Below are 12,545 nucleotides of genomic sequence, written 5' to 3'. Positions count from 1 at the left end.
TAGGTGGCTCGAACACCTGACCCCATCATTACGAAGGCAGTGATAGCCCACCGGAAAAGCGATATCTATCATCGTTCTAACCCGTCACCGGCCGGCCTCGTCGCCAACTTCCCAAACACAACCCAAACTCAGGTGTAAGGATAGCTAGTCGCTTTGCCTGGCGAAAGCGCTTTGGTCCAATGGCGGCACGGAATGTGACCCCTTCCCGACCCACCTTCAGCAGACAGCCTAACGTCCGCAATGAGTGGAAAGCGGACGTTAGGAATGGATCGCTTCTGGAGCGGCCTCCGCCGCCGGGATGGTTGCGCGCGAATTGAAGCGGCGCATGACAGTTCGGATGGCCAATCCCGCGGCGAGCAATACCAGGCACCAAAGGCTGGCTTCGAGGCCGACCCCGTAGGTCGCAAAAGCAATGAATGTGAGGCCGATCGCGATGATCGCTCGCGCGCCGAGCGTCGGGCTAAGCTTCCAGGACGCCAATGCGCTTGCGAAGTAGAGGACGATGATGGCCGCGATCGACAGCAGGATGATGAACGTGAACAAATTGGCTGTGGCACGGCTGCTGTTGGCGAGCAGCAAGAGGATGGTGAGGCCCGATCCGACGGCTTGCGCCACGACCGGAGTGTTGACACCGCGCGTTCTGGTCATGACGGCGGGCAGGTCGCCGCGCAGGGCCATGGCATAGCCGAGCTCGCCGGTGGCCAAGATCAGCCCGTTCAGGCAACCGAACGCACTGATTGCGATCGCCAAAGCGGCCAAGGATGCGACGCCGTGTCCCCATTTGGACACCAGGGCGTCGGCGTATGGGGCGGGCGAAGCCGCGACGACGTTGGCGGGCAAGAGCAGCTGGATGCCGGTCCCAGCAAGCAGGTACAGGATGACGACCAATGCCGTGCCGGCAAACAATGCGCGCGGGATGGTGCGCGCCGGATGAGCAATCTTGCCGACGGGGGTGGTGGCGCCTTCGAAGCCGGTCAGCGCAAAAAAGGTCAATGCAGTGGCCGTGGCGACATTGGCGAAGGTGATCGCAAGTGGCGGCAGCGGCTCGTAGCTGCCGCCGCTCGCACCGCGTTGAACGAACAGCCAGATCACCGCCAGCAACGGCAACAGCTTGATTGCTACGGTCACGACCGAAAGTCCGCCGGCCGCGCGCACGCCGATCGCATTGACGGCGGTGAGCAGGACGACGCAGCCGATGGCGATGGGAACGATCAGTCCGGGCCCGCCCAATTGCGGTCCAGCGAACGACATGGCCGACGCTGCACCGACCGCGACCGACGCCTGCGCCACCCAGTTGGAAACCCAGAATGCCCACGCGACGAGGAACGCGATAGTCGGGCCAAATTCGCGCTCGATATTGGCCTGTATGCCGTCGCCACCAAGCCGCGACAGTTGTGCCAGCGCGAAGACGATGCACATCACACCGATCCCGCTGACCATCCACCCGACCAAGACATTACGCCCGAGCGGCGCAAGGCTTACCGGGAGCATGAAGATTCCCGATCCGATGATCGTCCCGACCACCAGCGCAGCGGTCATCCAGATTCCGATCGTCTGCGGCTTTTCGCGCTGTCTTGTCATGCGCCCCCCGAGCCTTGGCAGTCCCGTCGCATCGGCCTAGTCGCCCCGGTGCATAGCTGAAAAGGGGCGTTGACGCGCGCATCCCTTTTTCCCCGGGCAGGGCGGTCAATGGGTCGGCGTGGGCGCCGCGCTGAGCAACGCGAGGCTCGCCGCCCGGTCAAAGTCGGTCGCGGCAGGTTTGGTCGGAAAACGGACGTCACGTGAGATGTCGCGTACCCGTGGCAAGACGGCTCCGTTGGAGTGGAAAGCGGGCTGAATGGAAGCCTGGTGGCGGGCCCAGGAGACAACGTTATGTGCTTGAAACGGTTATAGAGTTGCCACCAGTCGCCGATCGAGGGTCTTGGGCGCTCAGCCGCACCTTTCTCCCAACTTTGACGTCTCCTAGCCAACAGGTGCCAATTCTGACGCCTGGAAACGAAGGAACTCGCGATGAAATATTTTGGCACCGTCAACACGTTTGACGTCGAACATGCCCGTGGCTCAATCAAGCCGGAAACTGGCGGCGAAAATCTCGCTTTCGAACGCAGCGCCTTTGCGTAGGACATCAAGACGAACCCGCCCAAAACCGGCCAGCGCCTGTCCTATGAAGTTGGCACAAACAGCCACAACAAGGTCTGTCGCGCTGAACCTCCAGACCATCTAACCAATCGAGGCGGGAGTAACACCTCCCGCCTCTCTTTTTGCAGGAAAGGTAGTTCTTGTGGAACGTGCATACCGGCTTAGCCGAATGCGTGCGTCGAAGGTCATGGCTCGCGGCGCCACCAATGCCGAGGCGCGACTCATTCATTATGAATTGGCGGGCTGCTACAGTGTCAAAGCCGTTCGGTCCGAAATCCCTAAACTCGATGTCATCGATACACCACCCGTGGAGGCGTATGCATCCTGCGATGCCGAATCTCTCGGGTCACTGAAGGCGTCCCTGGCTTAGCGTGAACCTTGCGGTGGAGGTGGATCGGAATGCCCGCCTAAAGTCGAAAGCATGCATTAGCCGTAATCTCAAAACCACGACATTTTGGCCTCGGTCATTCAAGGCCCAAGTAGTGAGCTCGGGCCTTGCGCAGGTAATCCAGTGTGGCCTCCCGCTCGCGCGCGCTTCGGTAATCGATGCGGCTTCCCGCGTCGGCAATGAGGCGGTCGAGCCAAGCCACGAAATAGGCCGCGTCCGTCGCGTCCGGCGGGCGGCCTCCGGGCAAATCGACGTAGACCGGGCTGGTCGTCGCGTAGGGATAAAGATCGAGGACTTGCGGGTCGGCGCCGTCATTCCACGCTCGCAGCAATATCCAGCCCGTATTGTCGACCTGCACAGCGCCTGAAGCATCCAGCCTGCGGCGATCGCTTGTCAGATCGAACGCCTTTACAACCTTCCCGTTTTGCACGAGTTCCAGATGTTCAATTGCGACCGGGGACCGCATTGAAATTCGGTAGCGGATCTTGCCCGGAGCAGTGCGCGAAACGGTGCCTCCGGGGTGCTTTCCACCTAGCTCTAGGCCGAGCAACGGCCCGTTGCTTGCAAACGTCCGACCCGCCTTTAGCGCTTCCTTCAGCGCCGCAGGATTGATGTCATCGCCGGTGTCGAGGAACACGCGGTTCATTCCGACTGGCCCGCGCAAGTCTGCATAATTGGCCATGGCGTCCGTGCCGGCGCCGGCGGGAATGCGGAAGCCGAGATTGAGCAAACGGTACCAGATGTGCGCGGTCGACTTGTGGTCGGAAAAACCGACGATCTCCATGTAGTCGACCTTGCCGTTTGCGACGTCGGCGGGAAGCTCGTTGCTAAGCGACTTCTCGTTCGGTGGATCAATGTCCCAGTCGAACGGATGGACATAGCCGACCAACGCGCCTTGCGCATGAGCCAGGTCGGCGACGACGCCATTATGCGGATAGGGACTGGCGAGCGCGCTGTTTTGATAGGCCGAGAAGCCGGGTGTCAAGAAATGGTCAGAAAGGCCGAGCAGGCCGAGGTGCCCCCAGTAGCTTGTATGATATTCCTGCGAGTGCAAGATCAGCACGCCATCGCCGCTCGCCGGATCGGGGCCAGGACGGAAGGAGCCAATGTCCGGGACTCGCTCCTCCTTGTTGACGATAAGATTGTAAACGACGTCGAGGTCCTCGGCGCGCGCCTGCCGAGCGAGGTTCTCCGGCGTGTCCCGATAGTGTCCGCCATAGTTCATATGGACATGCAGATCGGCGCTGTGGAATTTCCCGAACGCTGCGGGCAAATCATTGAGCTGAAGCTTGACCGAAACCATTCGATGGGTGCCCGCGACCAGCTTCACCGCCTGCCTCGATGGCAGGTAGCGAAAGCCGCGCTGAACCCAGATTGACGCATCGCCGGCTGGCGCTTCGACCGTGCAATTTGAAGAACAGTGGAAATAGTGCGTTTCGCTTGTCTGCAGCGCGCGATCGAATCCATCATCGGCGCGCATCCAGGATGAGTTCGCCGCAACGGCCCGGCCATCGCTGCCCACCACGGCGACCCGCGCCGCGACGCTGCGCCCCCGCTCGTCGCGGATATCAAGCGTCAGTTTCGCGCGCGGAACTTTGTATCGCCGGGTGGCTGCGACAATCTCCGTTTGCGCGCCGCCGACGAAGTCCTGGACGATGAGGCTCGTGTTGCCATGCTCGTTGGTGATGTAAGCCACGCGCTCACCGTCCGGCGACCAGCGAGCATTCCATCGCTCAAAATCGCCAAATGTGACCGGGAGCGGCGCGGCCCCGTCGGGCGTGGTGACCCACAATTGGCGCCACTGCCTGCCGTGGTAGCTAGCGAAGAGCACTTGCTTGCCATCGGGCGAAGACTCGGGACGAGCACTCCAGCTAGTTTCTTCGCTGAGGATCTTGCGCCGGTCTTTTGGATCGTCCGCCGACACGGTCCAAATGTCGCCAGTGCCCCAGGCCACCTCATTGTTCGAGACATAAAAGATGTGCGTGCCATCGGGTGTCCACGACGGGTTAATTGTGTGGTCGAATGCCGAATAATAGTAGCGCGCGATGCGACTTTTACGCTCGCCGAGCAAAAGGTGCGCGTTGCGCAGCCCATCGGGTGACACGTCGGCAATCATCAGGTTGAAGTGACCGGTGCCCAAGGTCGACACCCAGGCGATGCGCTTGCCGGTGGGAGAGAGACGCGGTTCGACATTGACCGCCTTGCCCGAGGTCAGTGCTTGCTCGCGACCATCCTTGAGATCGAGGCGCCACAGCTCAATTGAATCGCCGTCATAGCGGCTGAAGACCACGCTGCTTCCATCGGGCGAGACATCAGGCTGATAATCGTAGGCGGCAGGGGGATGCGTGAGCTCAACTGCTTCGCCGGAACCGATCACCTCGCGCCATAGCGACCCCGCCATGCTGTAGATGAGCGTCTTGCCATCAGGTGTGAAGCTCACGCTCGACGGGCCGGTGGTCAGCTGCGGAATGTACAGCTCGCGCCAGTAATAGCTGTGAGGCAGGTCGACTTGCTTGAGCACGGGCTCGCGCTCGGTCCGTGCGATTCCACCCAGGCCGAGCAGCAAGATTGCGAACATTATCGTGCGCTGGACCACGCTCGTCATCCCCTGATCCGGTGATTGCGCGGCCGGACAGTAAGCTGCTCGATCCGTTTTTTGTTGATCGTGCTCCTCACGATCCGGTCGACGTAGATCCCGGGCGTATGCACGCAGTCGGGATCGATTTCCCCGACTTCGACCAATTCTTCGGCCTCGACGACCGTCACGTCGCTCGCGGTAGCCATGACCGGATTGAAGTTTCGCGCGGTCTTGCGGAACTGGAGATTGCCATGCGCATCGGCCCGCCACGCCTTGATGATCGACAGATCGGCACGCAGCCATGTCTCCTGGACATAGAGCTGACCTGCAAATTCCTCGTGCGGCTTCCCCTCCGCAACGACCGTCCCGAGACCCGTCCGCGTGTAAAAAGCGGGGATCCCGGCTCCGCCGGCCCGGATCCGCTCAGCCAAAGTACCTTGCGGGTTCAACTCCAGTTCCAGCTCGCCTGAAAGATACTGCTGCTCGAACAGCTTATTCTCGCCAACGTAAGAGGAGATCATCTTGCGGATTTGGCGGCTTTCGAGCAGGTGCCACAAGCCAAAGTCATCGGCACCCGCATTGTTTGAAATGACTGTTAGGTTCTTCATTCCGGACGCTTTGATCTCCTGGATCAGGCTTTCGGGATTCCCGACCAGGCCGAAGCCGCCGGACATGATAGTCATCCCGTCGCGCAGGAGGCCGTCGAGTGCCGCCCGGGGCGAGTCGTAGAGTTTGTTCACGGTGAGCCGAAGATCGTGTGGCTCTGCTCGCGCATGAACTGGGGCAAGTACCAGCTGCCGAGGCCGCCCTTGCCGGTGGTTCCCGAACCTTTCCAACCGCAGAAGGTCTGGAAGCCGGGCCACGCGCCGGTCGTCGCGCCGCTGGCGCGGTTGGCATAGAGCACGCCAGCTTCGATGGTATTGAGGAAGCGATCGAGCTCCGCTTTGTCTTGCGTGTAGATGCCGGAGGTCAGGCCGTAGGCGCAGAGGTTCGCGTCAGTGATCGCGTCCTCCAGGACGTCGAAGGGCAAGACGCTGAGGAACGGCAGGAACAGCTCGTCGCAGTTGATTCGATGCTCGGCGGGGAGCCCTGCGACGATCGTCGCTTCGACATAAGGGCCGCGGTCGAACACCTCTCCGGTAAGCTGTTTTCCGCCAAGCACGATGGACCCGGCGGTCCCGGCCTCGGCAGCCGCCAAAGTGAAGCGGTCCAGGGCGGCCCGGTTGATGACCGGCCCGATGAACACGTCTTGCCGCCGGGGATCGCCGGCAAGGAGCTTGTTTGTAGTATCGGCAAGGACCCCTAGAAAATCGTTCATTATGTCTCGGGCAACATAGACCTTCGACAGGGCACTGCATTTCTGCCCGGAAAGTCCGAAAGCCGAGCGCGCGACGCCGGACGCCGCGACGGACAAGTCCGCGCCAGGGGTCACGAAGGCCGAGTTCTTGCCACCCATTTCGGCAAGAACCGGGCGCATTGCGTGCGACGAGGCTGCGCTTCGCAGGATCGACATGCCGACCGCGTTCGACCCGGTAAGGGCGAAACCGTCGACGTGCGGATTTACCACCAGCGCCTTGCCGGTCTCGCGTCCGCCCTGAATCAAGTTGAGCACGCCGTCGGGAAGCCCGCCCTCGACCAATGCTTCGACGACCAACCGGCCGGTGAGTCCCGCCGCGTCGCTCGGTTTGAACACGACCGTATTGCCGGCGACGAGCGCAGCCGACACCATCCCGAGCGACAGCGCGACCGGGAAGTTGAACGGCGCAATGACCGCAAAAACGCCATAGGGACGCATTACGACGGCGCATCTTTCGGCCGATGAGGCGCCGGGACGCTTCTCGCTGAAGCCGTCGGTACGCTCAATCTCCGAGCAATAGTGGCGGATGAGGTCGATCGCCTCCTCGACTTCGCCCACCGCCTCGAAGCGAGATTTACCGACTTCGATGAGGCAGGCGACGGAAACATCCCACTTGCGCACTTCCAGGATGTCGGCGCCACGGCGAAGGGTATCCACTCGGTGCGCCCAACCCTTGTCGCGCCAAGCCGGAAAGGCCGCTCGGGCGGTCTTCACGGCTTCGTCAACCAGCGCCGCGTTCGCCTGCGGAAACTCGCCGAGAACGATGTCAAAGTCGATTGGGCTTCGGGCGACGACCAAATTGCCGTCGGTCCTATCGCGACCGCCAATGAAGGCGGGGCGACTTTTTGCCAGAAGGCGCGCTTCGGCGTCCGGAATGATGGCGTCGAGGTGTGCATGGACACCGGAAAAGTCTTCGCCTGTATTCGAGTAAGTGACGCGAGGCAGGTCATTCATCTGACGGGACTTTCGAGCCGATTGTAGCGCTTGAGGATGGCACGAAGCTCATCGTGCGGAATGCCGAAATAGCGCGCGCCGTTGATCCCCGTCATCGTCCGCGCCGCGACCAGCGCGTTGATGACCGCTTCCTCGGTGGCCTGGACAGTGGCCTCGAAGATCGGATTGATCGTCGCGTTGGGGACAGGCGCGATCGGATCCGGCTTGTCCTGGTCCTCGTGGTTCACCTCGGCGACCGCGGTCGAGAAGCTGACAATGAGATCGCCCGACGAATTGCCCGAATAAGAGCCGAGACGCGCGAGACCCATTGCTGCGCGCTTCGCAACGCGATCGAGTTGATTGGGCGTCAGCGACGCATCGGTTCCGACGACGATGATGATCGATCCCTGGTCGGGCGGCGTCACGCCCATCGATCCATCGGCGGTGCACGGCGGCAAGTCGTCGGCATTCGCGGCGAGCTTCGGATCGAAGCACGGCAGCCAGCGCCTGGCGAGCGCCTGGCCGACCGGCGTGCCCGCGACCCGCAGCACCTTTCGGTCGCCGGTATTGCATTGGACGAGCACGCCGATCGTGTAGGTCTTTCCGCCAATCAGAACGACGCGCGACGCCGTACCGATACCACCCTTGAAGCCGAAGCAGACCATGCCGGTCCCGCCGCCGACATTGCCTTCCTCGACCGGACCGGGTTTGGCCGCGTCGAGTGCGGCAACTGCGATCTCGGACGTCACATGAAAGCCGTCGATGTCGCTGAGATAGCCGCTCCAGGTTTCGGCAACGACCGGCCAGGTCGCGGAACCGGTGTGCTTCGCGCTCCACTGCTGGATGCCGGCATAGACCTGCCCGACCGCGTTGGTGTCGCTAAGGCCAATCGGACCCTGCACAATGCCAAAGTCTTCAAGATAGGCGCGGCCGGTCATTTCGCCATTGCCGTTGAGGTCGAAGAATCCGCCGTAGACAGCGCGCGCGTCAGAATGGCCCCTCGGGAAGATCGTCGTCACGCCGGTCCGGACCGGCCCCGCACCGACCTTGAGCGCGCCCTCTCCAGCGATCAGCGTGATCTGGCCGACCTCGACGCCGCGGACGTCGGTGATGGCGTTGAGCGGCCCGGGCTTGCCCTCGAACGGGATGGCGAGATCGCGCGCCCGTCCATCCGCCTGCGTCGCGGCCAGCACCATTGCGAGCAGCGCCAACGCAGCTCTCACAACGCCACTTTCACACGGCCGGATTCGATCATCGGGAGTTCGCGCGGGATCAGCCCCTCGGGCGGCTCGTCGAGCCCGCGGGCCCACTTGTGACCTGTATAGACGGCTTGCTGGATGGTGCTCGGCGCCCAGCAATCGCCGATCCGGGTGATTGACGCGATCCCCGCGCTCTCCCAGCGATCGCGAACCAGATCGAGGTCCGAGTGGAGTTCATCGGCTGGCAAACGCGCTGTGACGGTGACCAGCGATGCAGCCGGAAGGTGCGTTTCCGCGCCGGTCAATCCACTCACCAGCTGCACTTTGCCGCCGCTATACCCCGCGACGCTGGTGTAGGGGACCACCGCGATTCCGAGCCGCGCAATCCGCTTGGCAATTGGCAGGGATTCGAGCGTGTTGGCTGTCCATGCAGAGACGATCGCCGCGGGCGTGACGAGCGTGACTTCAAGTCCTGCGGCGCGACACAGCTCGGCGAGGATCCCGCCCATGTAATAATGATCGTCGTCCCAGATGATCACCGGGCCCTCGTCCGGCACGCGACCGGACATCAGATCGTCGGGTGTAAAGACCGCCGGACCGTCGAACCCCGGCACGGGATATCCGGAATCGCGCCCAATACCGTCGCGCCGCCACGCCGAACCGGTCGCTATCGCGACGTGCCGCGCACCAAACTCCAGCACATGCTCGGCTTCGAGCGCGCTGTCGCGGTAGATCGAGACGTTCTCCATCCGCGCCATCTGCGTAACCCGCCAGTCCCGCACGCGCGCCCATTCCGATAGTCCCGGGAGCCGGCTTTCGCGGCTGACGCGGCCACCGAGCTCGGATCCGGCTTCGGCAAGATGAACTTCGTAGCCGCGCCGCGCGGCCGACAGTGCGGCCTCCAGCCCGGCCGGGCCTGCCCCCACCACTAGCACTGAGCCCTCGGACTTCCTTGGCGGAATGATCTCGGGGTGCCAACCGCGGCGCCATTCCTCGCCCATCGTCGGATTCTGCGTGCAGCGCAGGTTGGTCGACGTGTAATCGCTCGACACGCATATGTTGCAGCCAATGCATTCGCGGATTTCGTCGATCCGCCCCTCTTCGATCTTCTTCGGAAGAAACGGATCGGCGATCGAGGGCCGGGCGGCGCCAATAAAGTCCAAGACCCCGCGCCTGACCTGCGAGACCATCGTGTCCGGCGAAGTGAAGCGCCCGACGCCGACGACCGGCTTGCTCGTCAGCTGCTTCACAAAACTGGTATATTCCTCCTGGAATCCTTCTTTGGCGAAGCGCGAAGTCTGGCTGTCGTTCGGCCAGTTAGAAATGTTGATGTCCCACAGGTCCGGCAGCTCGGCGAGCATCTCGATGACGTCGCGCGATTCCCCATCATAAGTCAGGCCGGCCTCACCGATCAGCTCGTCGGCCGCGAAGCGGACTGCCACGGCGCAGCGGTCACCCACCGCCTCCTTGGTGTCTTCGATCAGCTCGCGCAGTAGGCGGGCACGATTCTCCAGGCTTCCGCCATATTCGTCGATCCGGTCGTTCCTGCGGCGCTGGAGGAATTGCTGCGCAATCGAAAGGTCGTGAGTTGCATAGACGTAGACGATGTCAAAGCCCGCCTTCTTCGAGCGGATCGCGGCGTCGCGATGCCATTTGCGAAGATCGCGGATGTCCTGCTTGTCCATCGCGCGTGCCTGCACCGGGTAATTGTAAATGATCGGGCGATGGGACGGAGCCATCGGAGCAAGGCGCGTTCCCCAGTTCGCTACCGATCCACCATGATGCATGATCTCGATCGCGGCGAGCGCGCCATGCTCGTGCACTGCGTCGGCCATGAGAGCCATGGCCGGGACATCGCGATCGTCCCATAGCCGGCCTTCGTGGAACGGCTCGCAATCCGCCGTCGGATGGATTTCCGTCTCCTCCGTGGCCACCACCGCCCAACCGCCTTCGGCCTTGATGCCGCGCAGCCGCGCGAGCGCCTCCGGCTGTGTCCAGCCCATCCCGGTGCAGTGAGGCACCTGATAGAAGCGGTTGCGCGCTGTCACCGGACCGATGCGCACCGGCTCGAACAGGATGTCGTAGCGGGGGTCGCGGGTCATGCCGGCAGAATCGCGTCCAAGGTCTCGCTGAGCAGGCTGACGATCATGTCGAGCTCATCGTCGGTCACATTATACGGGGGCGCCAGCAGGATATGGTCTCCGAGACGGCCGTCGATCGTGCCGCCGCTCGGATAGATGAGCAGCCCGCGTTCGAACGCATCGGCTTTCGCACGCTGATGCAACGCGAGCTCTGGAACGAAGGGAGCCTTGGTCGAACGATCAGCCACGAGCTCGATGGCCTGAAAGAGCCCCCGGCCACGAATGTCTCCGACATTGGGATGATCGCCAAACCGGTCGCGAAGAAGCGTCATCAATCGTGTTCCGGCAATCTGTACGCGCTCCATGAGCGCCTCTTGCCGGATGACGCGCTGAACGGCGAGCGAGGCGGCACACCCGACCGGATGCGCATTGTACGTCTGCCCATGTTTGAGCGCTCCCGAACCGCGAGCGACCGTGTCATAGACCTCGTCAGTGCAAACCACCGCGCCGATCGGCTGGTAGCCACCGCCCAAACCCTTTCCGAGCGTCACGATATCGGGAACGACGCCATCCTGGTCGCACGCCAGAAAGGTGCCAGTCCTGCCCGCACCGGACATCACCTCGTCGAGGATCATCAAGACGCCGTGGCGGTCGCAGATCGAGCGGACCTGCTTGAGATAATCGCCGACGGGTGGAACAGCGCCGGCCGTGGCACCAACAACCGTCTCCGCGACGAAGGCGATGACGGTTCCTGGACCGAGGCGGAAAATCTCCTGCTCGACCGCATCCGCCGCCCTGCGGCCATAGTCTTCCGGGCTCTCGCCGGGCTCTGCAAAGTGATATTCGAAGCAGGGATCGACGAGAGCGACGTCGAAAAGGAGCGGCTGGTAAGGCGCGCGCCGCCAGGCGCTTCCTCCGGCAGCGAGTGCACCAAGCGTGTTGCCATGGTAGCTCTGACGCCGCGCGATAACGCGGTTACGACCAGCATCTCCGCGCTCGAGATGGTACTGGCGCGCAAGCTTTAAGGCGGCCTCGATTGCTTCGGAGCCGCTGCTTGTAAACCAGACGCGGCCGAGAGAGCCTGGCGCCATGTCTGCAATGACGTTCGCCAGCTCTTCGGCTGCCTCGGTCGTGAAGAAACCGGTGTGAATATATTCCAGGCGCGCAGCCTGCTCGGCGATCGCGGCGACGACTTCGGGGTGGCCGTGACCAAGACAGGATACGGCTGCTCCGCCGCAGGCATCGATGTACCGTCGGCCTTCGGCGTCGATCAAGAATATGCCTTCACCTCTCATCGCGACCGGGGGGCAAGCGACGGTAGAACGGTGAAAGACGTGCCCCGCGGTCATTTGGTCAGACTAACTGCGGCGGCGGCGGGTTCAATGCACTGGCTGTTAATTCACGCTGAAGCCCAATGCCGGACGAAACGGACGACGGCATAGCTGCTGCCCCTCTGAGAGACACAACGGATAACACAGTCGATGCCCTGGGACGAATGGCCACCCAACAACCATCGCAGAGCGTGCACTCAATAGCGGCTCGGCATTGCTGAGACAGCGAACCGACAGCTCAGCTAACAAGGTACATTTGGACTGACGGGTTTTGGCCCATTTGCGAACCACCGGCGCGCTCGCTCCCGCTCTACTGATTGGGGTGGTTTAGTCCCGATTTGGCACGGTTGCGTAACCAAGCTCTTGGCTTGCCGCGTAAAAAGTCCATAGTTAACGCGCGTTTAACGATTCGCCGGGGGCGAGTCGGCACAGTTAGTGCAGGCCAAAAGCGCGAATTCCTCGGGGGGAATTTTCATGGCGGGAAGCAGCGGCGACACGACGCTTGACGGCGGTTCGGGCAACGACACTCTCATCGGCGG

7 protein-coding genes are annotated in these 12,545 nt (G+C 62.4%); all 7 read right to left on the bottom strand.

From position 1 onward, the window contains the following. Positions 1 to 258: 258 nt before the first annotated feature. The 7 genes from RMO25_RS13605 to RMO25_RS13575 all read right to left on the bottom strand — a co-directional run bounded on the left by RMO25_RS13605 (position 259) and on the right by RMO25_RS13575 (position 12,024). A complete protein-coding gene (locus RMO25_RS13605) occupies positions 259 to 1,581 on the bottom strand; it encodes an amino acid permease (RefSeq protein WP_309663141.1) in 1,323 nt (440 codons plus the stop codon). Between the two features lie 1,022 nt (positions 1,582 to 2,603). Next, positions 2,604 to 3,830 carry a CehA/McbA family metallohydrolase gene (locus tag RMO25_RS13600; protein WP_309663164.1) on the bottom strand — a complete coding sequence of 409 codons (1,227 nt, stop codon included), beginning with the start codon at positions 3,828 to 3,830 and terminating at the stop codon, positions 2,604 to 2,606. A 1,298-nt stretch (positions 3,831 to 5,128) separates the two neighbouring features. After that, positions 5,129 to 5,845: a CoA transferase subunit A gene (locus tag RMO25_RS13595; RefSeq protein ID WP_309663140.1), complete on the bottom strand. Its 717-nt coding sequence runs from the start codon at positions 5,843 to 5,845 to the stop codon at positions 5,129 to 5,131. Continuing rightward, complete coding sequence (locus RMO25_RS13590) at positions 5,842 to 7,416, bottom strand: aldehyde dehydrogenase family protein (protein WP_309663139.1); 1,575 nt, start codon at positions 7,414 to 7,416, stop codon at positions 5,842 to 5,844. Before RMO25_RS13590 ends, RMO25_RS13595 begins: the two co-directional genes overlap by 4 nt. Then, complete coding sequence (locus RMO25_RS13585; protein WP_309663138.1) at positions 7,413 to 8,606, bottom strand: P1 family peptidase; 1,194 nt, start codon at positions 8,604 to 8,606, stop codon at positions 7,413 to 7,415. Before RMO25_RS13585 ends, RMO25_RS13590 begins: the two co-directional genes overlap by 4 nt. An 8-nt stretch (positions 8,607 to 8,614) precedes the next feature. After that, complete coding sequence (locus RMO25_RS13580; RefSeq protein WP_309663137.1) at positions 8,615 to 10,696, bottom strand: FAD-dependent oxidoreductase; 2,082 nt, start codon at positions 10,694 to 10,696, stop codon at positions 8,615 to 8,617. After that, positions 10,693 to 12,024, bottom strand: a complete 1,332-nt coding sequence (locus RMO25_RS13575) for an aspartate aminotransferase family protein (RefSeq protein ID WP_309663136.1) — start codon at positions 12,022 to 12,024, stop codon at positions 10,693 to 10,695. The genes RMO25_RS13580 and RMO25_RS13575 overlap by 4 nt, the downstream gene beginning before the upstream one ends. Between the last annotated feature and the right edge of the window lie 521 nt (positions 12,025 to 12,545).

It is taken from the genome of Sphingomonas sp., assembly GCF_031361285.1.
GTDB lineage: Bacteria > Pseudomonadota > Alphaproteobacteria > Sphingomonadales > Sphingomonadaceae > Sphingomicrobium.
Note: the sequence above shows the minus strand (reverse complement) of the source record. Positions and strands in the feature narration are given on the sequence as shown.